A 25,440-nucleotide genomic window follows, 5' to 3' on the forward strand; every position below is an offset into this window, starting at 1 on the left:
CGTGGCAGGCCAAGACCCCGCCCTGCTGGGACGGCCGGTTCCCGAGGGAGTACATTCTGGCTCGTATCTCCGGTGCCCCAATAGTCCATCTTCATGCCTGCCGATGGATAGAGTGCGGGACCTCTTACTCTTCCGCGAGTTGTCCTAACAGTCGATCACCTCTCTTTGATGTGTTTGGGGTGGATTGATAGCGGTGAGGGGGAGACCCGTGAGTGTTGAGGTCGCCCTCGTGGCGCTGAGTAACTAGGGTCTGGCAGCGTGAGAGCAATCCGTAGGTTTACCGTCCGCACCGTCCTGCCGCCGGAGCTGGCCTCCCTCGGCGAGCTCGTCCTCAATCTGCGCTGGTCGTGGCACCCCGAGACATTGGATCTGTTCGGTGAGGTCGATCCGGCCATCTGGGGACGCGTCGGGTACGACCCCGTCGCCCTGCTGGGCGCGGTCGAGGCCGACAGGCTCCGTGAGCTCGCCGCCGACCGCCGCTTCCTGAGGCGGCTCGCCGACGCCGCCGACGACCTCCGCGAGTACATGACCGCGCCCCGGTGGTACCAGACCATCTCCGAGGCGCCCGAGGCCATCGCCTATTTCTCTCCCGAGTACGGCATCGCCGCCGCCCTGCCGCAGTATTCGGGCGGGCTCGGGATCCTCGCCGGAGACCACCTCAAGGCCGCCAGCGACCTCGGCGTGCCCATCCTCGCCGTCGGCCTGCTGTACCGCCACGGCTACTTCACCCAGTCGCTCTCGCCCGAGGGCTGGCAGCTGGAGCACTACCCCTCCCTCGACCCCGGTGGCCTGCCGCTCACCCTCCTGCGGGAGGAGGACGGCACCCCGGTACGCATCAAGATCAGTCTTCCCGAGCAGCGCACGCTGCACGCCCAGGTCTGGGTGCTCCAGGTCGGCAGGGTGCCGCTGCTGCTGCTCGACTCCGACGTGGCCGAGAACGACAACGCCGCCCGTGACGTCACCGACCGCCTGTACGGCGGCGGCGGCGACCACCGGCTGCTGCAGGAGCTGCTGCTCGGCGTCGGCGGCGTCCGCGCCATCCGCGCGTACTGCAGGGTCACCGGGCACGCCGAGCCCGAGGTGTTCCACACCAACGAGGGCCACGCGGGCTTCCTCGGCCTGGAGCGCATCCGCGAGCTCACCGAGGCGAGGCTCTCCTTCGACGAGGCGCTGGAGGCGGTGAGGGCCGGGACCGTCTTCACCACGCACACCCCCGTGCCCGCCGGGATCGACCGCTTCCCCGCCGAGATGATCGGACGCCAGTTCGGCGGCGACAACGCGTGGCCCACGGTCCCCGTCGACCGCATCCTCGCGCTGGGCGCCGAGGAGGAGCCGGGCAAGTTCAACATGGCCGCGATGGGCATGCGGCTGGCCCAGCGGGTCAACGGCGTCTCCGAGCTGCACGGCGCCGTGAGCCGGGAGATGTTCAAGAGCCTGTGGCCGGGCTTCGACACAGAAGAGGTCCCGATCGGGTTCATCACCAACGGCGTGCACGCCCCCACCTGGGTCGGCCGGGAGATCATGGAGCTCGCCGGTAAGGAGCTGCCCACCCTGGTCGACCGGGCCCAGGGCTGGGAGAGCATCGCCAAGGTCTCCGACGGCGACGTCTGGGGCATCAGGGGACGGCTGCGCGAGAAGCTGGTCGTCGCGGCCCGCGCGCGGCTCCGCCAGTCGTGGATCAACCGGGGCGCCTCGCCGGCCGAGCTCGGCTGGATCGACGACGCCCTCGACCCCGAGGTGCTCACCATCGGCTTCGCCCGCCGGGTGCCCTCGTACAAGCGGCTCACCCTGATGCTGTCCGACCCCGACCGGCTCCGCGCGCTGCTGCTCGACCCCGCGAGGCCGGTGCAGATCGTGATCGCGGGCAAGGCGCACCCGGCCGACGAGGGCGGCAAGAAGCTCATCCAGCAGATCGTGAAGTTCGCCGACTCCGAGGACGTGCGGCACCGCATCGTCTTCCTGCCCGACTACGACATGGCCCTGGGCCAGCTGCTCGTCCAGGGCTGCGACGTGTGGATGAACAACCCGCTGCGCCCGCTGGAGGCGTGCGGCACCTCGGGGATGAAGGCCGCGCTCAACGGCGGGCTCAACCTGTCCATCCGCGACGGCTGGTGGGACGAGTGGTACGACGGCACCAACGGCTGGGCGATCCCCACCGCCGACGGCGTCGCCGACCCCGACCGCCGCGACGAGCTTGAGGCCGCCGCGCTGTACGACCTGATCGAGCACGAGGTCGCCGACCGCTTCTACGACCGGGCCGACGGGCTGCCCCGGCGCTGGCTGGAGATGGTGCGGCACACCCTGGCCTCGCTCGGCCCCAAGGTGCTCGCGGGGCGGATGCTCAGCGACTACGTGGTCGACCTCTACGCCCCGGCGGCCAAATCCGCCCGTGCCCTCTCCGGTGAGGGGTACGAGCAGGCGAAGGGTTTCGCGGCGTGGAAGCTCAAGGTCGGCAGGGCCTGGCCGGGCGTGCGGGTCGAGCATGTGGAGGCCACGGGCCTGGGCGACAGCACCCCGGAACTCGGGACCTCCCTGGAGCTGAAGGCCACCATCGCGCTCGGCGAGCTGGAGCCCGGGGACATCCGGGTCCAGGCGGCCTACGGCAGGGTCGGAGACCACGACGACCTCGCGGACCCTTCCTACACGGACCTGGTCGTCGAGACCGAGGGCGACGACGGCAGGGCCGTCTTCGCCGGGACCGTCCCCCTCGACCGCACCGGGCCCTTCGGTTACACCGTCCGGGTCGTTCCCGACCATCCGCTGGTGGCCTCGACCTCGGAGCTCGGCCTGGTCGCGGTGCCGGAGGAGCCCGTCGGCATGACCAACGGCACCCTGCGCTGACCGCGTGATCACCCGGCGCTCGCCGGGTGACGGGACCTCCGTGGTCCTCCCTGAGAACAGGGAGGACCACGGAGGTTTTCGCGTTCCGGCCCGCTGAGCGTTCCGGCCCGCTGAGCGTTCGGCCCGCTGAACGGTCCGGCAGGTGAGCGGTCCGGCAGGTGGGCGTTCGGCTCGCTGAACGGCCTGGCCCGGCGAGTGTGCGAGCCGCTGAACGTTTCGGTCCGGTGAACGGTGGTGTATGAGTCGCGCATGAATCAGGGGTGAATCGCGCTTGAACGGTCGTACCCGACACGGATGGCCGAGAAGTGTTCTCGTTCGGCCGCCGCGCGTGGTGAGGTGGGTATGGTTCGGGCACTCGACCTGGCGCCCAGCAGAGGTTCCCGGCGCCGTGACCCCGGAGCGCGCCTGATCGTACGGCGGCCCGGCGGCGCGTGGCCCGCGGAGGTCGGTGCCGCGGGCCACGCGGAGGGGACCGCGGCGGGAGTCGCGCGGAGGGGCCGGTCGCCGGCCTCCGGCGCCAACGTCACGGCGATTCGGACAAAATTCCTCTTAAAGTGCAAAATGCGGCTATATGCGTCTTTTCTGTAGTTCTTTCTTGTTTGCGAGGGGGATGGGTAGATAACCGACATCTAGCGCACTCGGGGGAGAGTAGTGGACGCATGGACGTTGAAGGGCCAGCCGGGCGCACTGGGTAACACCGCGGTCACGCTGGTCGAGGGCGGCTCCTTCTGCGTGTGCGCCCGTAACGGTGACATCCTCCCCGGCGGGGCGCAGGGGGTCTATCACGCCGACACCCGGATCCTGTCGCGCTGGGAGCTGAGGGTGGACGAGATGGCCGTGGAGGCACTCAGGGTCCTCCCCGCCGAGCCCTACCACGCGATGTTCCTCGGCAGGGCGGCCCCCCGCCCCGGGCGGGCCGAGAGCAGCCTGCTCGTGCTCAGGGACCGCTACGTCGGGGGCGGCCTGCGCGAGGACCTCACCCTGCGCAACCTGTCCGGCGAGCCCGCCGGATGCGTCGTCGACATCCACGTCGCCTCCGACGTGGCCGACCTGTTCGAGGTGAAGGCCGGCCGGATCCGGCACGTGACCGACGTGGAGATGACGGCCGACAGGACGGGACTGCTGATCGTCTCCTCCTGCCGCTCGCGCGGCACCAGGGTGGTGGCCGAGCCGCCGCCGTTCGCCGTGCCCGGTCTGCTCATCTTCCGCGTCGTCGTGCCCGCGCGGGGTGAGTGGACCGCCAGCCTGCAGGTCAACCCGATCCTGGAGGGCGAGGAGTCGCCCGCGTGGTTCTCCACCCACCGCCCCCTGGAGCACGCGGAGCCCGCCAGGCGCCGTGCCGACTGGGAGCGTCTCAGCCCGATCATCGTCACCTCCGACCGTGTCCTGACCCAGGTGCTGGAACGCTCCAAGGCGGACCTCGGCGCGCTGCGGCTCTTCGGGGCCGGCATGCCGGACGAGCCGCCGACGATCGCCGCGGGCGCGCCGTGGTTCATGACCCTGTTCGGCCGCGACTCGCTGCTCACCTCGTGGATGGCCCTTCCGATGGACCCGTGCCTGGCACTGGGCACCCTGAGACGCCTGGCCAGGCTGCAGGGCACCGTCGACGACCCGCTGACCGAGGAGGAGCCCGGCAAGATCCTGCATGAGCTCCGTTTCGGCACGCGGACCGGTGCCTCGCCGCACGCGGGCCGCGCCTACTACGGCTCGGTGGACTCGACCCCGCTGTTCGTGATGGTCACGGGCGAGCTGCGCCGGTGGGGCGTGTACGGGGAGGCCGTCGAGGAGCTCACGCCGAACGTCGACGCCGCCCTCGACTGGATCCGCAGATCCGCCGACCCGTTCCTGTCCTACCGGCGCAAGACCGACCACGGGCTGATCAACCAGGGGTGGAAGGACTCCTTTGACGGCGTCAACTTCGCCGACGGCACCCTGGCCAACCCGCCCATAGCGCTGGCCGAGGTCCAGGGCTACGTCTACGCCGCCTACATCGCCCGTGCCCACTTCGCCCACCAGGCGGGTGACAGCGCCCTGGAGGAGCGGTGGACGGCCCATGCGGAACGCATCAGGGACGCCTTCAACGAGCGCTTCTGGCTGCCGGACCGGGGCTACTACGCCATCGGCCTCGATGGCGCGGGGCGCGCCATCGACAGCCTCGCCTCCAACATGGGCCACTGCCTGTGGACCGGCATCGTCGACGAGAGCCGGGCCTCCCACGTCGCCGAGAGGCTGCTCTCACCGGAGATGTTCACCGGCTACGGGGTGCGGACCCTCGCCACCACCATGGGCGCCTACAACCCGATGAGCTACCACAACGGCTCGGTCTGGCCACACGACAACGCCCTGATCGCGGCCGGCCTGATGCGCTACGGCTTCACGGGAGAGGCCCAGCGGATCGCCCTCAGCCTGCTGGACGCGGCCGAGGTCTTCGGCTGGCGGCTGCCCGAACTGTTCTGCGGATTCGACCGGGCCGAGTTCGGCTGGCCGGTGCCCTACCCCACCTCCTGCTCCCCGCAGGCGTGGGCCGCGGCGAGCCCCATCCAGCTGGTCAGGAGTCTGCTGCGCTTCGAGCCGTGGATCCCCTACGGGCGGGTGTGGCTGGATCCCGTCGGGCTGGAGGGCCTGCGGATCCAGGGACTGCCGCTCGCGGGCACCAGGGTCACGATCGAGGTCGGCCCTGACGGCGCCACCATGTCGGGGCTGCCGGAGGGGATCACCTTGATCGACGAGTCGTGCGGCCCGCTCACCGCCGCGGGGCGGGTCCACTGATCGTTCCTCCCGCGTCCTTTCGGGTTCCGAGTCCGTCCAGCTTTCAGGTTCCGTGTCTCTTCAGGTGAGGTGGCCATGGTTTCTTCGAGAATCGCTCCCGGATGGTCCGACGGCATGCGCGTCCTGATGGTCGCGCCGCCCTGGTACGACGTGCCGCCCCGGGGCTACGGGGGCATCGAGTCGATGGTGGCCGGTCTCGTCGACGGGCTGACCCGGCGCGGGCACGACATCACGCTGGTCGGTGCAGGCAGGGCGGGGACCCGCGCGCGTTTCCTGAGCACCTACGGGCGGGCGCCCTCCGAGCGGATCGGCGAGCCGCTGCCGGAGATCCTGCACGCGGCGAGGGCGTACGCGATGACCTCCGGGCTCGTCGTGGACGTGATCCACGACCACTCCCTCGCCGGGCCGCTGACCGCGCCCGCGCGGGTCGTCCCGACGGTGATCACCTGCCACGGGGATGTGGGGGGCGAGTTCGGCGAGTACTACCGGGTGCTCGGCGCCACCGTGTCGATGGTCGCCATCTCCGAGGCCCAGCGGCGCATCGCCCCCGACCTGAACTGGGCGGGGGCGGTCCACAACGGGGTCGATGTCACGGCCTTCCCCTTCAGGGAGCACAAGGAGGACTGGGTGCTGTGGCTGGGCCGGTTCAACGAGGACAAGGGCGCCCACCTCGCCATCGACGCCGCCCGTGCGGCGGGGCGGCGCATCCTGCTCGCGGGAAAGCTCACCGAGAAGGTCGAGTGCGACTACTTCGACGAGTACGTCAAACCCAGGCTCGGCCCCGACGCCGAGTACGTGGGTGAGGCCGGCACCGCGCGCAAACACGAACTGCTGGCGGCGGCGAGGTGCCTGATCTTCCCGATCCTCTGGGAGGAGCCGTTCGGCATGGTCATGATCGAGGCGATGGCCTGCGGCACCCCCGTGGTCGCCCTCTGCAGGGGCGCCGTGCCCGAGGTGGTCGTGGACGGGCTGACCGGATTCATCAGGAGCGATCCCTGCGAGCTCCCCGCCGCCGTGGAGGCGGTGGACGTGCTCGACCCGCGTGCCTGCCGTGCCCGGGTGGAGCGCTTCTTCGGCGTGGAGGTGATGGCCCGCGCGTACGAGGCGATCTACCGCAGGACGATCGCCGGGCTGCCGAGGCGGGCGGCGGAGCACCCGGGCAGGAGCGCGGGGGAGAGCAGGGACCTGGCCATGCCCGTCAACTGAGACGCGCCCTATGGTGGATCGCGGTACGGGGACCGAAGGGGATCCCGGCAGGCGGAAGGACGTCCATGGGTGAGTTCGTGCGGGTTGAGACGGCCGACGGGGTCGCGACGATCAGGCTCGACCGGCCGAAGATGAACGCGCTCAACCGGCAGGTCCAGTTGGAGATCGCCGAGTGCGCCCGGCAGGTGGACGCCGACGACGACGTGTACGCCGTGGTCGTCTACGGGGGGAAGGTCTTCGCGGCCGGCGCCGACATCAAGGAGATGACCGCCATGTCGTACGCCGACATGGCGGTCCACTCGCGGGTCCTGCAGGACTGCTTCACCGCCGTCGCGAGGATCGGCAAGCCCGTCGTCGCGGCCGTGACCGGCTACGCGCTCGGCGGCGGCTGCGAGCTCGCCCTGTGCGCGGACGTCAGGATCGCCGGGGAGTCGGCCAAGCTGGGTCAGCCCGAGATCCTGCTCGGCATCATCCCCGGCGCCGGAGGCACCCAGCGGCTGCCCCGGCTGGTCGGCCCGGCCAGGGCGAAGGACCTCATCTTCACCGGGCGTCACGTGTCCGCGGCCGAGGCGCTGGGCATCGGCCTGGTGGACCGGGTCGTACCCGACGACGACGTGTACACCGAGGCCCTCGCCTACGCCGCCCGGTTCGTGGGAGGCCCCGCCCTGGCGCTGCGTGCCGCCAAGCAGGCCGTGGACCGCGGCCTGGAGACCGATCTCGACACCGGTCTGGAGATCGAGCGCCTGCAGTTCTCCGGCCTGTTCGCCACCGACGACGCCGGGATCGGCATGCGCGCCTTCGCCGAGAGGTCCACGGCGAAGTTCACCGGCCGCTGACCTGTCCGGTGAGGTCGGCCGGGCTTGATGGGATAGGTCCTAGCTGATCAAGAATTGCCGGTATCGTGCCGGATTATGGTGCGGTTGGTGAAGCGTGCGCTGGTGCCCGCTCCGCTGCGGCGGGCGGTTCTCGGCTGGTTCGACTCTCGGTACATCTCCAGGGCCGACCACAGGCAGGACGTGAAGGACGCGCTCTGGGAGGTGCAGACGCTGGCCAGGGAGGTCACCGCGCTGCGCGCGGAGGTCGTCGAGCTGCGGGCGCGGGTGGCCGGGGTCAAACTCGACCCGGTGCGGGCCGGGCGCTGGGACGACGCCCACCGGCTGGCCCAGGAGACCGCGGTCGCGCTGGACGGCGTGCTCAGGAACGAGGTGCTGCTCTGGCAGGCCGTGGACCGCGCCACCGGGACCTCCGGGACCGCAGGGGCACCAGAAGGTGCGAAAGGCGCGGGAGGCGTGGGGATCGCCGGGAGGGGGAGCGGCGCGTGAGAGTGGCCTGGACGGCCGACGGCGACACCTGGCACCTGGTGTTCCGGCTGGACCCCGAGGACGACGTCACCGGCCACTGCGCCGACGGCCAGGCACTGAAACTGGCCACGAACACCTTCAGGGCCGAGCTGCCACGGGCACCGCGTGACATCCACCCCGACCTGCTCGCCCTCGCCGCGTGGACCGTGATCGCGCCGTGGACCCGGCGCCGCGTCACCTTCGACCGGCCGATCTCGCCGGAACTCGCCGGGGCGATCGGCGAGGGCTGGGGGGTCGAGGCCGGTCCCACCGGGACTACCGGGACGCGATCCGGCGGCAGACTCGCGATCTCCTACAGCGGCGGGGCCGACTCGGTCGCGGTGGCCGCGATGCTGCCCGACGCGCCGTTCGTGCACTTCCAGCGGGTCTCCCACCCGCGCGTGCCCAACCGGTGGACCCACTACCGATCCGACGTCCTGGCCTCGCTGGCGGAGAAGACCGGCCGCGAGCTCACCGTCGTCCGCTCCGACCTGGAGTTCACCCTCGCCGAGCCTCGTCCCGGCTACCCCGAGCATCACGCGGTCGCCGTGGGCGCGCTGCTGATGGCCGACGAGCTCGACCTGGGGGGCCTCGCCCTGGGCTACGAGCTGGGGTCGCGCTGGCTGGGGGGCGCCCGCTACGTGCACCGATACACGCCCGACAACCTGATGTGGGCCCCGCACGGCGCCTGGGGCCGGGCGTTCGCCGCAGCCGGGCTGCACCTCGTGCTCCCGGTGGGCGGGGTGAGCGAGGCCGTCACGATGCGGCTCGCCCTCGGCTCCGAGCTGCGCGAACAGCTCCGCTGGTGCCTGCGCGGGGTGGGCGGTCCCTGCGGGACCTGCGGCAAGTGCCTGTACAAGGAGCTCATCCAGGCCGCCGTCGAGCGCCGTCCGCTCCGTACCACGATCACCGTGGGCCGCCCGGTCGCCCGCAAGTGGCAGCAACCGCCCCCGTACGGCGGGCAGGAGATGATCGAGTACGGCTGCGCCAGGGTGCCCGGCATCGAGGACACGGTCTTCGCCGCGGCGGCGCGGCACCTGCGCGCGACCGAGTCCTCCACCGCCTGGCTGGACCGTTGCTACCCGCCCGCGATCGCGGAGATTCCCGAACCGTGGCGCAAGCAGGTTCACGACTTCGTGGACGGGGAGATCGGTTTCATGAGCGAGGACGAGGCGCGCCGCGTCGAGACGTGGGGGATGCCGTGAAGGTCTACGTCTCGGTCGACATGGAAGGCGTCACCGGACTTACCGACCCCGAGGAGATGCACGCCGGAGGCCGGGGCTACGAGCGCGGCTGCGAGCTGATGACCGGCGACGCGAACGCGGTCGTCGCGGGGGCGTTCGACGCCGGTGCCACCGCCGTGCGCGTCAACGACGCCCACGGCTCGACGAAGAACCTCAGGATCGACCTGCTCGACGAGCGGGCGACCCTCCTGCGGGGTCCCGGCAAGCCGCTGCGGATGGGGCAGGGGCTCGACGCGAGCCACCGGGCGGCCTGCTTCGCCGGCTACCACGCGCGGGCCGGCGTCCAGCACGGGGTGCTCAACCACACCTGGATGGGCAAGGAGATCCACAACATCTACCTCAACGGCGAGGTCTGCGGGGAGACCCGTCTCGTCGCCTCCTTCGCGGGGACGCTCGGCGTGCCGGTGGTCCTGGTGACCGGGGACGAAGCCGTCTGCGAGGAGGCGAGGGAGCTGCTCGGCGACGTGGAGACCGTCGCGGTCAAGAAGGGCATCGACAGGTTCGCCGCCGAACTCCTGCCGCCCGCCGTCGCCCAAGCCCGGATCCGCGAGGCGACGGCCCGCGCGCTCGACCGGGTCGCCGACTTCCGCCTGTGCGCCCCCGAGCCGCCGTTCGTCCTCGGTGTCGAGTGGAACTCCACCGCGATCGCCGCCGGATGCGCGATCATCCCCGGTGTGACGGCGGCGGGCCCCCGGCACACGGAGTTCACCACCGACGACTTCTCGCAGATCATGGCCCTCCTCGGGATCTTCGCGATGATCGGCGGCCATGTGGCCTGCGGCAGCGGCGCGTACGGGTGACCCTTCCGATGACCGCTCGCCGCCCTTTTCGCTCCCCTTTCGCCACCTGGATCCCCCGATCCGGATAACCTGCGACGCGCGATTCCCCTCACCTTGGTGGCCCCCTTCGCCCTGATGACTCCCACCCACCCGACGACTCCCCTCGCCCTGGCGCCCCCCTCGTCCTGACGCCCCTCTTCGCCCCGGCGAACCCCTTCGACCCGACGGTGCCCGATGTGCTGTGACAACCCCCATGAGTGACGAGACGGGTCCCGAGCGGCCCGACACCTCCTCCGCGGTGCCCGCCGCCGCGAAGACCGCGCCACCCGCCGGAGCGGGCCTGACGCGCAGGGCGCTGCTGGTCGGTGTGGGCGCCGCCGGGGGCGCCGGGGCGATGTTCGCGGCGATGGGTGCGCTCGGTCTCGCCCCGGAGTCCCAGGACAGGGACTTCACGCCACCGCAGCGCTCCGACTTCTCCCTCACCGGCAGGGCAGCGGCCAAGGTGGTCGTCCTCGGTGCGGGCGTCGCCGGGCTGACCTGCGCCTACGAGCTGGGCAAGGCCGGGTACGACTGCACGATCCTGGAGGCGTCCGGCCGGGTGGGTGGCAGGACCCTCACGCTGCGCGCGGGCGACCGGCTGGACGAGCTGGGCGGTGAGACGCAGACCGCGGCGTTCGGGGAGGGCATCTACTTCAACGCGGGGGCCGCGCGGATCGCGCCCTGGATGGTCACCATGGACTACTGCCGCGAGCTGGGCGTACCCGTTGAGATCTTCGTCAACAACAACGCCTCCGCGTACGTCTATACCCAGGGCATGACCGCCCCGGCCAGGGCGCGCGCGGCCCGCGCCGACATGTACGGCTACGTCGCGGAACTGCTCGCCAAGGCGAGCAACGCGGGCGCGCTGAACCGGCGTCTCACCGCGGACGACCGCGAGCGGCTGGAGGAGTTCCTGCGGCGCTTCGGCGACCTCGGCCCCGACCTCGCCTACCGGCGGGACTCCACGCGGCGCGGGTTCGAGACCTACCCGGGGGTGAGCGAGGGCGTGCCCGTGGACGCGGCCTCCTCGCTGCGCGAGGTGCTCGCCGCGGGCACCGGCAGATACGTCACCATGGACTTCGGCTACGACCAGGTGATGCCCATGTTCCAGCCGGTGGGCGGCATGGACGCGATTGTCGTCGCGCTCGCCGACGCGGTCGGCCGCGACCGGATCAGGACGGGCACCCGGGTGACCGGGATCAAGAACCTGCCCGACGGCGTGGAGATCACCCACCGGAGCGGCACCGAGGACGGCGTCGTCCGCGCCGACTACTGCGTCGCGGCCCTGCCGCCCCACCTGCTCGCGCGCCTGCCGCACAACCTCGGCACCCCGATCACCGCAGCCCTCCGCACCCCCGTACCCGTCTCCGCGGGCAAGATCGGGCTGGAGTACGGGAGACGCTGGTGGGAGATCGACGACCACATCTACGGCGGTGCCACCGAGACGGACCTGGACATCACTCACATCTGGTACCCCTCCCACGGCTACCACTCCCGCGGCGGCCTGGTGGTCGGCTACTACAACAGAGATGAGAACGCCGACGTGTACACCGGCCTCTCCCACCGCGAGCGCCGCAACCGCGCGCTCACCCAGGGCAAGAAGATCCACGGGGAGAAGTACCGCGCCGAGCTGCGCTCCAGCGTCTCGATCTCCTGGGGGCGCCAGCCGCACATCGAGGGCGGCTGGGCGAGCTGGCCCTCCTACGAGGGCGCGTTCGCCCTGCTGCAGCGCCCCGCGGGCCGGGTCCACTTCGCCGGAGACTGGCTCACCCATCTCACCGCCTGGCAGGCCGGTGCGATGGAGTCCGCGAGGAGAGCGGTCACCGATCTGCACCACCGGGTGCTCCAGACGACCTCCTGAGTGTCACCGCACGGTCGTAAAGTCTTCGGTGCGGGAGAATTTCCAGGGGAATTCCTAGGGAGACGAGACGGCGATGACGATCGGGACGTTGGACTGGACGAGTGCCGCCGAGCGGCCTGACCTGCTGGCCGAGCCGGTGGCGCGGGCCGTCGGCGAGCTTGGCGGGTTCGGCGGCGGAGTCGGTGGGCTCGCCGGGATAACCGTCGCCGAGATCGACCCGGAGCTCGCCGACACGGCGGCCTTCTGCGAGCGCTACGGGGTGGGCATGGACGAGTCGGCCAACTGCGTGATCGTGGCGGCCAGGCGCGCGGGGGAGACCCGCTACGCGGCGTGCATGGTGCTCGCCACCACGAGGGCCGACGTGAACGGGGTGATCCGGCGCCACCTGGATGCGCGGAAGATCTCGTTCGCGCCGATGGACGACGCGGTCACGCTGACCGGGATGGAGTACGGCGGGATCACCCCGCTCGGGCTGCCCGAGGACTGGCCGGTGCTCGTCGACGAGGCGGTGGCGGCCCACCCGGGGGTCGTGATCGGCAGCGGTGTCCGCCGCTCCAAGCTCGCCGTATCCGGCTCCCTGCTGGCGGGGTTGAAGACGGCGCGAGTTCTTCACCTGGCGAACTGACGCGAAAATGAGATTAAGTGGGAGAGGAAATCGGGAAACCGTCGAGGTTCTGTGAACGTTATTCAATCGGGAAATGTGGCCCGATGGTTCATCTCGTGGGCGGGATCTAAGCCGATATGGTGCTTCATGCCATGAATCAGGACGACCGATTGGGCCCTTACCGGCTGCTGAGGCGGCTCGGCGAGGGCGGTATGGGCGTGGTTCACCTAGCCGTCGACCCGCAGGGCCGGCAGGTGGCGGTGAAGGTCCTCCGTGCGGAGGTGGCGGGCGACGACGTCGCGCGTCGCCGTCTTTCGCGCGAGGTCGAGACGATGCGGCGGGTGCGCAGCGAATACATCGCGGAGGTCATCGACGCCGACGTGACCGGTCACCGCCCGTACATCGTGACGCGATACGTCGCGGGCAGTCCGCTGGACGAGGTGATCAAGCAGGACGGCCCCATGGAGCTGCCCGCGCTGCTGCGGGTCGCGCACGGGGTGGCGTCGGCGCTGGCCGCCGTCCATTCGGTCGGGGTGATCCACCGCGACCTGAAGCCGGGCAACATTCTCATCCTGGACGGCGAGCCGGTTCTCATCGACTTCGGCATCGCGCAGGCGGTCGACGCCACCCGGCTCACCCAGACCGGCATGTTCATCGGCACCCCCGGCTATCTCGCCCCCGAGATCATCGAGGGGCACGAGGCCGGGCCGGAGGTCGACGTGCACGCCTGGGCGGGGACCCTGGTCTTCGCCGCCACCGGCCAGCCGCCCTTCGGCAAGGGCACGCTGGAGATGATCTTCTACAACATCACCGCGGGCAAGGCGAACGTCGACGCCGTTCCGCAGGCGCTCCAGCCGGTCCTGCGGGCCGCCCTCCAGCGCGACCCGGCGAGACGGCCGTCGGCCGCCGAGCTGGCGGAGCGGGTGGGACGACTGCTGCCCACCTCCGGCAGGCCCCGGGTGCCCGACGAGATCACCACGGTCGCGGAGTTCGACGACCCCGCCCCCGGCTCCCGTACGCCCGGCACGTCCGGCTTCCCCGGTGCCTCGGGCACCTCGGGACGTCCCGGAGCCTTCGGTGTCCCCGGTGTCCCCGGTGTCCCCGGTGTCCCCGGTGTCCCCGGCACGTCCGGCGCCCCCGGCGCGCGGTCCGGTCAGGGCGGGCTGCCGGGTCAGGGTGATCACGGTCGTCAGGCGGCCCGGCAAGGTCAGGGTTCCACGGGATCCGGGTCCCCGGTCCCGCACGTTCCCGGCCGTCAGGGTGCCGCCGTCGAGCCCGGTGACGTGCCGACCCCGGTGGCGTCACGTCCCGCGGTCCCGCAGCCCACCTCGTGGCCTCCCACGCCCGTGGCCCAGCCCCACGAGTACGTCTCGCTGCTCGGTGCGGAGCAGCCCGACCCGTGGCCCACCCGCAGGGTGACGTCCGAGGAGCTGCGCCAGGCCGCGGCGGCCCAGCAGGCCGCGCACGACCTGCCCACCGGCATGCTCGCCCCCGAGGACGTCCCCACCCGCACCCCGGGCGTCGTCCCCGGAACGGTGCCCGGTCCGTCCACTCCCGCCGTCCACGACCAGGGCGCCACCGCGCCGGTCTCCGACGGGGACATCCCCACCCAGCGGGTCCGCCCCCAGGACCTGCAGGAGTACATCCGCCAGTACACCAACCAGCCCGGCCAGCCCGGCCAGCCCGGCCAGCCCGGCCGGCAGGCGCAGGCGGGTCAGCACGGCCAGCACGGCCGGCAGGGCCGGTCGCCGCTGCCGGGCGGCCGGACCTCGCCGCCCTACCCGCAGCGGCAGGCACCGCCCGACCAGCAGCAGACCCCGCAGGTCCGCACCCCCACGCCGCCGCCCTATCCCTATCCGCACCCCCAGCCGCAGCACCAGCAGCACGCCCACCAGCACGCACAGCACAACCAGCAGCCCCAGCAGCCCGTTCCGGCGGCGCTCCACCCCGGCCAGCGCCCGGGTCACGCGTTGCAGCGCTCCAAGGCGTACGGGGTGGCGGGCGTGCTGATGCTGGTCATCATGACGGTCGCGGCGGTCATCGCCCCGGTGATCGTCGCCGCGCTGGTCATCCCGGTGGCGATCCTGCTGCGCGCCGCCGACATCGCCCAGCCCGCGCTCAACGCCAGAAGGGGCGCGGGCGAGGCGGCCGCCGACGTCCTGCGGGTGCTCGGCCAGCCGGCCGCGCTCCTGAAGTCGATCGGCATCACCGTCGCCCTCGTGCCGTACGCGCTCATCCTCGGCCTGCCGGTGACGCTCCTGCTCGCCGTGCTGGTCAGGGACATGCCAGAGACCAACGCGCTGAGTTGGGGCGTGGCCGTCGCGCTCTGGACCGTCTGCGCCGGACCCGGTGTCGAAGGCCCCAGCCGCCAGATGAGACGTACGCTGGCATCACTGCTGCCGTCGCGCGGCGCGGCCATGATCGCCGCCGCGGGGCTGGCGGTGGTGGCGGGGCTGATGGTCTTCCTGGCGATCGGCACCGTGGGGGAAGCGGCACGACGGGCGGTGTGGACGCCGGTCGACGTCGGGACGGTGGTGACCGAACTGGAACACCTACGAAAGAAGGCGGCGTGATGACCGGCGACACGCGGGCGCCCGAGCGGCTGGGCCCGTACCGCCTGCTCAGGAAGATCGGCGAGGGCGGCATGGGCGTCGTCCACCTCGGGCTCGACGAGGACGGGCGCGAGGTGGCCGTCAAGGTCCTGCACCCGCACGTGGCCGCCGACCTCAAGGCCCGCGACCGGCTCACCCGCGAGGTGGAGACCATGCGGCGGGTGCGCAGCCCGCACGTCGCCGAGGTGCTCGACGCCGAGCTGACGGCGAGGCAGCCCTACATCGTGACCAGGTTCGCCCCTGGCCGCACGCTGGAGGAGACCGTCCTGGAGGACGGTCCGCTCCCCGCGGACCAGCTCATCCGGCTGGCGCAGGGCATGTGCGCGGCGCTGGTGGCCATCCACGCCGCCGACGTCATCCACCGCGACTTCAAGCCGTCCAACGTGATGATCGTCAACGGTGACCCGCTCGTCATCGACTTCGGTATCGCGCACCTGGTCAACGCGACCCGGCTCACCCAGACCGGCATGTTCGTCGGCACCCCCGGCTATCTCGCTCCGGAGATCATCCGCGACTCCGAGATCACCCAGGCGGCCGACGTGCACGCGCTGGCCTCGACGGTCTTCTTCGGTGCGACCGGCAAGCCGCCGTTCGGCACGGGCAGCTTCGAGGTCGTCTGCTTCAACATCATGGAGGGCCGGGCCAACGTCGATCTGGCCCCCGCGTGGCTGCGGGGCTGGCTCAGGCGGGCCCTCGCCGTCGACCCCACCGCGAGGCCGTCCGCGATGGAGCTGCACAGGATGGCCCGCGCCCTCGACCCGAGGGTGACGGCCTTCCACGAGACGCCGCCCACCGCCGTCCTCGACGGCGGGACGAAGGTTCTCAACACCGACGGCACCAGGGTCCTGGACGGCGCCCCGCCGCCGCCCCCGCCTCCGCAGGGCACCCGCGTGCTGCCGCAGGACAGCGGTTACGCCGACCTGCTCCCGCCGGTCGAGTACGCCAAGCCGGAGCGGCGCGAGCGCAGGCCGAGGCAGGAGACCGGGCAGGAACAGGGCCAGGGATCCGCCACGACGGCACCGCCCCCTTATGTCCCGGCTTCCAAGCCGCCGCCCTACGTCCCCGCGCCGCCCTCGGCGCAGGCCAGGGCGGCCGCACCGCCGCCCTTCCCCGACCAGCGGGTGGCCGGGTATCCGGCGCCGCCGCCCACCGGCCAGGCGCGGCCCTACCCGCCGCCGGTCCAGGCGCGGCGCGAGGCCCCGACCCAGGACCGGCCCGCGCCCCGCACCCCTCCGCAGGAGCGCTACCGTGCGAGCCATCCGCTCGCCGCGGCGCTGCTGCTCACGATCCTGGTGGCGCTCGCCTGCATGCTGCCCGTGGTGGTGAGCGTCTTCGCGCTGGCCGCCGCGCTCTGCCTGCGGGTGGGCGAGCACCTCTTCGGCGAACTGGCCCAGCGCCGCTCCATCCGGGGCAGCAGTGCGAGCGACCCGCTGCTCGCGGTGCTCGGCACCCCGTGGGCGTTGATCAGGTCCGCGTTCGGGACGCTCGTCAGCGCGGTGCTGTCCGCGATGTTCGGCATGTGCGTGTGGGGCTTCCTCGTCTACGCCGGAGACATGAACAAGAACTTCGCGGCCGCCTACGCCGCGGGTGCCTTCGTGGCGGGGCTGTTCGTCCTGCCCGGTGGCGGCAAGCCGCGCAAGGCCGTCGCCCGCGCGCTGAGCGGGGTCATCCGCAGCCCCGGCGCGGGCATGGTGACCACGATCGTGCTGGGCACGCTGGCGTTCTTCGCGGTCATGACGGCGTGGAGCGTGGTCCCCTCCTTCTCGCCGTGGCAGCCCCCCACCGAGGTGGTCAAAGACCTCACGGCCCAGTGGCGGCAGACGGCGAACGAGGGCACGATGGGCGCGCTCGACCTCGTCGGGGGTCTCTTCGACGACCTGATGACCAGCCTCGGCCTCGGCTTCCTCACCTTCTGGAGATAACGGCACGTTCCGCAGGCAACGGGGCCATCGGCGGGTTTTTCCGGCCGGTGACCGGTGCGCGATCGCCCTCTCTGCTGCACGATGGAGGTGACCGGCCGGAAGGAGTCGCATGGTCGCGGCTGACGGTGAACGTCTTGGCCCTTACCGCCTGTTGTCGAGGCTGGGCGCCGGAGGTTTCGGCGAGGTCCATCTGGCGCTGGATCCGGGTGGACGCACGGTGGCGGTCAAGATCCTGCACCCCCACGTCGCGGCGGACGAGACGGCCCTGACCAGGCTGGCCCGCGAGGTGGAGACCATGCGGCTGGTCCAGGGGCCTCGGGTCGCCGAGGTCCTGGACGCCTCCCTGGAGGGGCCCCGCCCCTATCTGGTCACCCGTTATGTGCAGGGCCGCCCCCTCAGCGCGGTGGTCGCCGCCGACGGGCCCGTCGGCGGCGACGATCTCGTACGCCTGGCGCGCGGCCTGGCCGAGGCCCTCGCCACCGTGCACGCCGCCGGAGTGGTGCACCGCGACCTCAAGCCCGCCAACGTGATCCTGACCGACGGCGAACCGGTCGTGATCGACTTCGGCATCGCCTCCGCGCTCGACTCGCCCTCGGTCACCGCCTCGGGGGCCGTGCTCGGCACCCCCGGCTATCTGGCGCCCGAGGTGCTGGAGGGCGCCGAGGCCGGTCCCGAGGCCGACGTCTTCGCCCTCGGGGCGACGCTGGCGTACGCGGCCACCGGGCGGCACCCCTACGGCACGGGGCCGGCGTCGGCGGTCGGCTACCGCGTCGTCCACCATCCTCCCGACCTCGACGGCGTTCCCGGATGGCTGGAGCCGACGCTCGGCAGGTGCCTGCTGCGCGTTCCCGCCGACCGGCCGTCCGCGGACATGATCGTGGAGTGGCTGGACGGTACGCCGGTCGTCCGACCGGCCGGACACCGCCACGAGGAAGCCGGCGCGAGGAAGAGCGTCCGGGGCAAGGGTGTGCGGCGGCGGAGGGTCGGGTTCCGTGACCCTCCGCCGTTCGTGGAGGCGGACCTTCCTGACGCCGGGGCCCGGCACGGGGACGTCTCCGTGCCGGAGAGCAGGCGGCCCGCGGACACCGGGATGCAGGATCTCAGCACCCGGGAGTGGCGGCCGGGGGAGCCGCGCCGGGCGGCGGGCAGGCCCTCGCCGGAGGAGGCCTTCGCGCGCCGCAGGGTGGTCGTGCACCGTCGCTGGGTCGTCGGCACCGGTCTGTTCGTCTCCCTGCTGGCCGCGACCGCGAGGGAACCGCTGCCGGAGGTGGCGCTGCTGCTGCTCACCGGGTACGGCTCGGTGATGCTCGTCGACGCGGGCATCGCCCTGTTCGCCCGTCGCGACCGCGGGCGCATGATCCTCGACCTGGCGGCGGGGGCCGGGGCCGTCGCGCTGGGAGCGGTTTTGAGCACGTTCTTCAGTACGCTCACCCTGGCACTGGTGCTGGGCACCGTCGTCTTCGTCCTGGTCGGGATCCTGGTGGCGAGCTGAGCGGGCGAGGGCTGTCCCGCTGTGTGGAACCCGCCCGCGAACACCGGAACATAGCTCGGTATGGTAGGGGAGTGTTCCTCGGGGAAGGTTACGGCTGCCCGATGTGAGCCGTGCAACCTGGCGGTTTGCGCCTAAGCTACTCGTGGGTAACATAATTGAGGGGGGGCCGGGGCGGGCACGTACCGACCGGGCAACCCACTGCCACGCCGCCCGAGAGCATTTGGCAGTCTTGGCAGCGCGTGCACGTACCCCGCGTGCACGTACCGCATTCGGCGTCAACCGCAGCGACGCGGTGGCGTACGCGAACACGGGAGGTCGGCCACCGGCCATGAACATCGTCGTCTGCGTGAAGCAGGTCCCCGACACGGCGACCGAGCGCAAGCTGAGGTCCGATGACAATACGCTCGACCGCGACGCCGCCGACGGCGTCATCAACGAGCTGTGCGAATACGCGGTCGAGGAGGCACTGCGCCTGAAAGAGGCCCACGGCGGTGAGGTGACCGTCCTCACCATGGGCCCCGCCAAGGCGAGCGACACCATCCGCAAGGCTCTGGCCATGGGCGCCGACAAGGCCGTCCACCTGGTGGACGACGCGCTGCACGGCTCGGACGCCCTGGGCACCTCACACGCCCTGGCACAGACCCTCAAGAAGATCGGTTTCGATCTGGTCGTGCTCGGCTCGGAGTCGACGGACGCCCGCACAGGCGTCCTCGCCGCGATGCTGGCCGAGCGCCTCGGCGTGCCGCAGCTCACCTTCGCCAACCAGGTGCAGGTCGACGGGAGCGCCATCTCCATCCAGCGCGTCACCGACTACGGCTATGACAAGGTCGAGGCCTCGCTGCCCGCCGTCGTCTCCGTCGTGGAGAAGATCAACGAGCCGCGCTACCCGTCCTTCAAGGGCATCATGGCCGCGAAGAAGAAGCCGGTCGAGAAGCTCGGCGTCGCCGACGCCGAGATCGACGCCTCCCAGGTGGGCCTGGCGAACTCCTGGAGCGAGGTCGCCGAGTTCGCGGTCGCCCCGCCTCGCGCGGCGGGCACGGTCGTCAAGGACGAGGGCGACGGTGGCGTGAGGGCCGCCGACTTCCTCGCGTCGAAGAAGTTCGTCTGAGAACGGGGGTTAGGTGAAATGTCCGAGATTCTCGTTCTGGTCGAACACGTCGAGGGCCAGGTCAAGAAGGTCACCCTTGAGCTGCTGACGCTCGCCAGGAAGCTGGGCACCCCGGCGGCGATCTGGACGGGCGCGGGTTACTCTCCCGAGGCCCAGGCCAGGCTGGCCGAGTACGGCGCGGAGAAGATCTACGTGGCCGACTCCGCCGAGGTGAGCGACTACGTCGTGGCCCCCAAGGCGGAGCTGCTCGCCCACCTGGTGGGCGAGAAGTCGCCGGTCGCGGTGCTCGTCGCCGCGACGGCCGAGGCGAAGGAGATCGCCGGCCGACTCGCCATCAAGATCGACTCCGGTGTGCTCACCGACGTCGTCGGCATCGAGGACGGCCTGGTCGCCGACCAGTCCATCTTCGGCGGCGGCATCAACGTCCGCTCGCGCGTGACCAAGGGCATCCCGATCGTCGCGGTGCGCCCCAACGCCACTCCCGTCGAGGCCGCCGCGGGCGCGGGCGTCGAGGAGCACGTCACCTTCACCGTGTCCGACGCCGCCAAGGGCGCCAGGATCGTGGAGCGGGTCAAGGAGGAGAAGGGCGCTCGCCCGGAGCTCACCGAGGCCGCGATCGTGGTCTCCGGTGGCCGGGGCGTCGGCTCCGCGGAGAAGTTCTCCATCATCGAGGAGCTGGCCGACTCGCTCGGCGCGGCCGTCGGCGCCTCCCGCGCCGCCACCGACGCCGGCTGGTACCCGCACCAGTTCCAGGTCGGCCAGACCGGCAAGACCGTCTCGCCGCAGCTGTACATCGCGGCGGGCATCTCCGGGGCGATCCAGCACCGGGCCGGCATGCAGACCGCGAAGACGATCGTCGCGATCAACAAGGACCCCGAGGCGCCGATCTTCGAGCTCGCCGACTACGGCGTCGTGGGCGACCTGCACCAGATCGTCCCGCAGCTGACCGAGGAGGTCACCAAGCGCAAGTGACCCGCTCGGGTCACCCGCGTACGACAGGCAGGAAGACGGGAGGGGCACCGCACGTCGCGTGCGGTGCCCCTCGGCGAGTTCAGGCCGCCATGGACAGCTCGCGCCTGGGGGTCTCCAGCGCGACGGTGACCGCGCGGGAGCGGGGCAGGAACCACGCCGCGACGGCGATCAGGACGCCGAGCACCACGGCGATGCCGAGGCCCACCCTGAGCGTGACCAGATCGGAGAGGAAACCGATGATCACTGGGCCGAGCAGCAGTCCCGCGTAGCCCATCGCACCGGTCTGGGCGATGGCGGGTCCGGGATCGCCGGTCGCGCCGCCCGCCAGGGACATCGCCATCGGCGAGACCGTCGCCACGGCCACGCCCACGAACAGCATCGCCGACAGGGCGATCGGCGCCGTGGGGGCCGTGATGACCACGGCGAAGGTCGCGGCGGTGGCCAGACCCGAGGCGACCATCATGCCGCGGGCCCCGAAGCGGATCCGGACCCGGTCGCCGGTGAGACGTCCGGCGAGCATGCCCGCCTCGAAGATCGGATAGCCCAGGGCGGCGAGCGCCTCCGGCGCACCCAGCACGTTGCGCAGGTACAGGCCGTTCCAGTCGGCGACCGTACCCTCCACCATGAACGCGCAGAAGGCGATCACGCCGAGGAGGTAGACCACCGGAGGCATCCGGCGCCTCGCCGTGCTCCGGCCCTCGGCCGAGTGGCCCGAGGTCGCCGGAGGGTCGGGCAGGTAGGAGCGGCTGACGAAGGCCGTCACGGGGAGCGCGAGCAGCGCGACCAGGGCGAGGTGGACCGTGAACGAGAGTCCCGCCATGATCGCCACGGTGCCCAGCAGGCCCGCCGAGATCGCCCCCACGCACCAGCCGGCGTGCATGCCGTTCATCAGCGGACGGTCGTAGGCGCGCTCGACCGCCGAACCCTGCGCGTTCATCGCGACGTCCACCGCGCCGAACGCCATGCCGAACAGGCCGCTCGCGACCAGGGCGAGGGGGAACGAAGGCGCCACCGCGAGCAGCGCCAGGGTGATCGCGGTCAGGGGAGCCGCGACCCGCAGGATGCTCCGGCTGCCGAAGCGTGCCATCACCCCGCGCATCGACTGCATGGTGATGAGCGCTCCCAGCCCCCACACGAGGAGGGTGACGCCCACCGACGCCTCGGACAGGCCGAGTTTGTCGGAGAGCGCCGGAATGCGAACGGTCATCGATCCGCACAGCAGCCCGGCGAGCACGAATGTGAGAACCGCCCCGGTTCGGGCCGCTCTCAGGTCGCGGGTCATGACTTAATCCCTTCAATAAATGTTTTGACAAACCGGGGAGCGGGCATGCCGAAGACGGTCGCTTTCGCACGCGAAAGCGACCACCAATCTTTAAGGGCCTACCTGCTCGGGTGAATGATCGGAACGGATGCCCACCGGCCGGCGCGTCACGGCGCCAGGATGATCAGGTGGGCGGGGGTGCTCAGGCGGGCAACAGGGCGAGAAGGCGCTGTTTCAGCCCTTCGAAGTGCTCGGCGTCGTAGAGATCGGGGTCGTGGCTCGCCACGTCCCACAGTCCCTCGCAGGCCAGGCGCACGATCTGCGCGGCCCCCGGGTCGGGCTCGCGGTCGAGCCCCTCGCGGTGCCATCGGGCCATCGCCACCCGCAGCGGCGCCAGAAGATAGAGATTGCCGGAGGCTCCCGTCACCACGGCCCAGCGCCGCAGCCTGCCGCTCTGCACGGCGGCGAACGTGGCCGCCAGATAGTTCTTGGTGTAGGTGTCGTGCCCCTGCGCCGTGATGAGCTCGTCGAACTCCTCGATCAGCCGCTCGACCATGCCCTTGATCAGGGCTTCCTTCGTGCCGAAGTGATAGAGCAGACCGCCCTTGCTGCATCCGGCGCGCTCGGCGACGGTCGCCAGGGTGAGCGCCTGAGAGCCCTGGTCGCAGAGCAGATTCTCTGCCGCGTCCAACAGCTCTTCCCGTCTCATGGCGGTTACTGTACCGTCTGGACGGTTTAGTGGTCAACTCGGGGATCGGGTCCCGGGCGGGCGCGGATACCCTTGGAAGGTTGACAGCGAGTGGGGGAGGGGAATGCGGTCGTGAAGCCCGCCTATCTCGATCACGCGGCGACCACGCCGATGCTTCCCGAGGCGATCGAGGCGATGACAGCCCAATTCGGCCGGGTCGGCAATGCGTCGTCCCTGCACGCCGCCGGCCGCCGCACCCGCCAGGTCGTCGAGGAGTCGAGGGAGACCATCGCCGCCGCGCTCGGCGCCAGGCCCAGCGAGGTCGTCTTCACGGCGGGCGGCACCGAGGCCGACAACCTCGCCGTGAAGGGCCTGTACTGGGCCCGTCGCGCCGGGGGCGCCGACAGGATCCTGATCAGCGCGGTGGAACACCACGCCGCCCTGGACCCCGCGCACTGGCTGAGCGATCACCAGGGCGCGACCGTCGAACTGCTCGACGTCGACGAGTTCGGCCGGGTGCACCCGCAGACCCTCCGCGACGCCATCGAGCGTGACCCGGCGAGCGTCGCCCTGGTCAGCGTGATGTGGGCCAACAACGAGGTCGGCACCATCCAGCCGGTCCACGAGCTCGCCGCGATCGCCCGAGAGCACGGCATCCCCTTCCACACCGACGCGGTCCAGGCCGTCGGCCAGCTTCCCCTGGACTTCGCCGGCTCGGGGGTCGACGCTCTGACGATCTCCGGGCACAAGGTCGGCGGCCCGATGGGCGTCGGCGCCCTGCTGCTCGCCAGGGGCGTCGACCCGATGCCGGTGCTGCACGGCGGCGGCCAGGAGCGCGACATCCGCTCCGGCACGCTCGACGCCCCCTCCGTCGCCGGCTTCGCCACGGCGGTGCGGGCCGCGGTGGCCCGGCAGGCCGAGACCTCCGCCCGGCTGACCGGGCTCCGCGACGACCTCATCCGCAGGGTCCGCCAGGCGGTGCCCGGCGTGATCCTCAACGGCGACCCGGTGAGCCGCCTGCCCGGCAACGCCCACTTCTCCTTCCCCGGCTGCGAGGGCGACGCCCTGCTCATGCTGCTGGACGCCAAGGGCGTGGAGTGCTCGACCGGTTCGGCCTGCTCGGCCGGGGTGGCCCAGCCCTCCCACGTGCTGCTCGCGATGGGCGCCGACGGGGTGAGGGCGCGCGGCTCGCTGCGCTTCTCCCTGGGGCACACCTCGACCGAGGAGGACGTGGACCGGCTGATCGAGGTCATCGGCCTCGTCGTCGAGCGCGCCCGTCGTGCGGGGATGAGCTGATCCATGCCGTACGGGTGCCCGTCGTACGGACCGCGCGCCGAATCTCGGGCGGAAGCGGTTCGTGTTTCCGGGGCTCCCGGTCCCTCGGCCGGGCGCGAGCCGGATCATGGCCCGGGGGCCTCCTGATCCGACGGGGGTGGGCGCCCGACGCGGGTAGGCTCAAGAGGTTATGAGTCTTCGTGTGCTTGCCGCCATGTCCGGTGGCGTCGACTCCGCAGTGGCGGCCGCCCGCATCGCCGAGGCGGGCCATGACGTCACCGGTGTCCACCTCGCCCTCTCCGCCAACCCTCAGTCCTATCGGACCGGCGCCCGCGGGTGCTGTACGGTCGAGGACTCGCGAGACGCCCGCAGGGCCGCCGACGTGATCGGTATCCCCTTCTACATATGGGACATGGCCGAGCGGTTCCACCGAGACGTGGTCGAAGACTTCGTCAGCGAGTACGCCGCCGGGCGCACGCCCAACCCGTGCCTGCGCTGCAACGAGAAGATCAAGTTCGAGGCGGTGCTCGACCGGGCCCTCGCGCTGGGTTTCGACGCGGTGGCCACCGGGCACCACGCGCGGATCACGGACGGTGTCCTGAGCCGCAGCCCCGACCAGGGCAAGGACCAGTCGTACGTCCTGGGCGTGCTCACCAGGGAGCAGCTCTCTCACGCGATCTTCCCACTGGGTGACTCCACCAAGGCCCAGGTCCGCGAGGAGGCCGCGCGGCGTGGCCTCATGGTGGCCGACAAGCCCGACAGTCACGACATCTGTTTCATCGCCGACGGCGACACCCGAGGCTTCCTCGCCGACCGCCTCGGCGCGGAGCACGGCCCGATCGTCGACGAGTCCGGCGAGGTCGTGGGTGGCCACGAGGGTGCCTACGGCTTCACGATCGGCCAGCGCAAGGGCCTGCGCATCGACCGCCCGGCCCCCGACGGCCGCCCGCGCTACGTGCTCTCCATCGAGCCGGTCTCCAACACCGTCACCGTCGGCCCGCGTTCGTCCCTCCAGGTCACGGCCATCGTCGCGGAGCGGCCGGTCTGGAACGGCCCGGTGGACGAGCCGCGCGAGCCACTGGCCTGCACGGTCCAGCTCCGCGCCCACGGCGAGGTGTACGGCTGCCGTGCCCAGCTCTCCGGCGGGGAGGTCCACATCACGCTGGACGCCCCGGCCACCGGGGTCGCGGCGGGGCAGGCGGCCGTGCTGTATCTCGGCGACACCGTGATCGGCTCGGCCACCATCGCCTCGGCCTCCTGAGCGCGTTCTCCGGAGTGCGTTCTCCGAGCCCGTTCTCCGAGCGCGTTCCCTGAGGGCGCGTTCTTCGATCCGCGTTCCGGGCCGTCGCGCGGGCGTGTCCTCGGCGGTCACGTCCTCGCGAGCCCGGCGTGCGGAACCGGCGCGGGTTCGCCTACCGGGCCGGCAG

Annotated in this window: 18 protein-coding genes; 16 read left to right on the forward strand and 2 right to left on the reverse strand. The window is 71.6% G+C overall.

Annotation, left to right across the window (positions count from 1 at the left end):
* Positions 1 to 258 precede the first annotated feature (258 nt).
* From glgP to ACIBH4_RS20220, 14 genes are all read left to right on the forward strand, one after another.
* Positions 259 to 2,841, forward strand: a complete 2,583-nt coding sequence (gene glgP, locus ACIBH4_RS20155; protein ID WP_362507605.1) for an alpha-glucan family phosphorylase — start codon at positions 259 to 261, stop codon at positions 2,839 to 2,841.
* Positions 2,842 to 3,492: 651 nt separating this feature from the next.
* Positions 3,493 to 5,610 carry a glycogen debranching N-terminal domain-containing protein gene (locus ACIBH4_RS20160; protein ID WP_362766386.1) on the forward strand — a complete coding sequence of 706 codons (2,118 nt, stop codon included), beginning with the start codon at positions 3,493 to 3,495 and terminating at the stop codon, positions 5,608 to 5,610.
* Between the two features lie 75 nt (positions 5,611 to 5,685).
* The gene (locus ACIBH4_RS20165) at positions 5,686 to 6,816 is read left to right on the forward strand and encodes a glycosyltransferase family 4 protein (protein ID WP_362507611.1); all 1,131 of its coding nucleotides are present in this window, start codon (positions 5,686 to 5,688) and stop codon (positions 6,814 to 6,816) included.
* Positions 6,817 to 6,881: 65 nt separating this feature from the next.
* Positions 6,882 to 7,652 carry an enoyl-CoA hydratase-related protein gene (locus ACIBH4_RS20170; RefSeq protein ID WP_362507614.1) on the forward strand — a complete coding sequence of 257 codons (771 nt, stop codon included), beginning with the start codon at positions 6,882 to 6,884 and terminating at the stop codon, positions 7,650 to 7,652.
* An 87-nt stretch (positions 7,653 to 7,739) separates the two neighbouring features.
* A complete protein-coding gene (locus ACIBH4_RS20175; RefSeq protein ID WP_362507617.1) occupies positions 7,740 to 8,138 on the forward strand; it encodes a hypothetical protein in 399 nt (132 codons plus the stop codon).
* Positions 8,135 to 9,361 carry a DUF6395 domain-containing protein gene (locus ACIBH4_RS20180; protein WP_362507620.1) on the forward strand — a complete coding sequence of 409 codons (1,227 nt, stop codon included), beginning with the start codon at positions 8,135 to 8,137 and terminating at the stop codon, positions 9,359 to 9,361. Before ACIBH4_RS20175 ends, ACIBH4_RS20180 begins: the two co-directional genes overlap by 4 nt.
* Positions 9,346 to 10,200 (forward strand): M55 family metallopeptidase, encoded by an 855-nt coding sequence (locus tag ACIBH4_RS20185; RefSeq protein WP_362507623.1) that lies wholly within the window; start codon positions 9,346 to 9,348, stop codon positions 10,198 to 10,200. The genes ACIBH4_RS20180 and ACIBH4_RS20185 overlap by 16 nt, the downstream gene beginning before the upstream one ends.
* A 232-nt stretch (positions 10,201 to 10,432) precedes the next feature.
* Entirely contained in the window at positions 10,433 to 12,079 is a 1,647-nt protein-coding gene (locus tag ACIBH4_RS20190; protein ID WP_362507626.1) for an FAD-dependent oxidoreductase, read from the forward strand.
* Between the two features lie 73 nt (positions 12,080 to 12,152).
* Positions 12,153 to 12,704, forward strand: coding sequence for a YbaK/EbsC family protein (locus ACIBH4_RS20195; protein ID WP_362507628.1), 552 nt, complete (start codon positions 12,153 to 12,155; stop codon positions 12,702 to 12,704).
* Between the two features lie 131 nt (positions 12,705 to 12,835).
* The gene (locus ACIBH4_RS20200) at positions 12,836 to 15,256 is read left to right on the forward strand and encodes a protein kinase (RefSeq protein WP_362766383.1); all 2,421 of its coding nucleotides are present in this window, start codon (positions 12,836 to 12,838) and stop codon (positions 15,254 to 15,256) included.
* A complete protein-coding gene (locus ACIBH4_RS20205) occupies positions 15,256 to 17,217 on the forward strand; it encodes a serine/threonine-protein kinase (RefSeq protein ID WP_362766380.1) in 1,962 nt (653 codons plus the stop codon). The genes ACIBH4_RS20200 and ACIBH4_RS20205 overlap by 1 nt, the downstream gene beginning before the upstream one ends.
* A 109-nt stretch (positions 17,218 to 17,326) precedes the next feature.
* Positions 17,327 to 18,709, forward strand: coding sequence for a serine/threonine-protein kinase (locus ACIBH4_RS20210; RefSeq protein ID WP_362766377.1), 1,383 nt, complete (start codon positions 17,327 to 17,329; stop codon positions 18,707 to 18,709).
* A 328-nt stretch (positions 18,710 to 19,037) separates the two neighbouring features.
* Positions 19,038 to 19,817, forward strand: coding sequence for an electron transfer flavoprotein subunit beta/FixA family protein (locus ACIBH4_RS20215; RefSeq protein WP_362766374.1), 780 nt, complete (start codon positions 19,038 to 19,040; stop codon positions 19,815 to 19,817).
* A gap of 18 nt (positions 19,818 to 19,835) precedes the next feature.
* Positions 19,836 to 20,789: an electron transfer flavoprotein subunit alpha/FixB family protein gene (locus ACIBH4_RS20220; RefSeq protein WP_362766371.1), complete on the forward strand. Its 954-nt coding sequence runs from the start codon at positions 19,836 to 19,838 to the stop codon at positions 20,787 to 20,789.
* 79 nt (positions 20,790 to 20,868) lie between these two features.
* Here the strand turns inward: ACIBH4_RS20220 and ACIBH4_RS20225 are convergent, their stop codons facing one another.
* Positions 20,869 to 22,071: an MFS transporter gene (locus ACIBH4_RS20225; RefSeq protein ID WP_362507646.1), complete on the reverse strand. Its 1,203-nt coding sequence runs from the start codon at positions 22,069 to 22,071 to the stop codon at positions 20,869 to 20,871.
* 181 nt (positions 22,072 to 22,252) lie between these two features.
* On the reverse strand, positions 22,253 to 22,759 hold the full coding sequence (locus ACIBH4_RS20230; RefSeq protein WP_362766368.1) for a TetR/AcrR family transcriptional regulator: 507 nt from the start codon (positions 22,757 to 22,759) through the stop codon (positions 22,253 to 22,255).
* A gap of 111 nt (positions 22,760 to 22,870) precedes the next feature.
* On the opposite strand from ACIBH4_RS20230, the gene ACIBH4_RS20235 reads away from it, so the two are divergent.
* On the forward strand, positions 22,871 to 24,034 hold the full coding sequence (locus ACIBH4_RS20235; RefSeq protein WP_362507652.1) for a cysteine desulfurase family protein: 1,164 nt from the start codon (positions 22,871 to 22,873) through the stop codon (positions 24,032 to 24,034).
* 169 nt (positions 24,035 to 24,203) lie between these two features.
* A complete protein-coding gene (mnmA, locus tag ACIBH4_RS20240; RefSeq protein ID WP_362507655.1) occupies positions 24,204 to 25,274 on the forward strand; it encodes a tRNA 2-thiouridine(34) synthase MnmA in 1,071 nt (356 codons plus the stop codon).
* The last annotated feature ends 166 nt before the right edge of the window (positions 25,275 to 25,440 follow it).

Source organism: Streptosporangium sp. NPDC050284 (assembly GCF_044459525.1).
In the GTDB taxonomy this organism is placed as follows: Bacteria; Actinomycetota; Actinomycetes; order Streptosporangiales; family Streptosporangiaceae; genus Streptosporangium.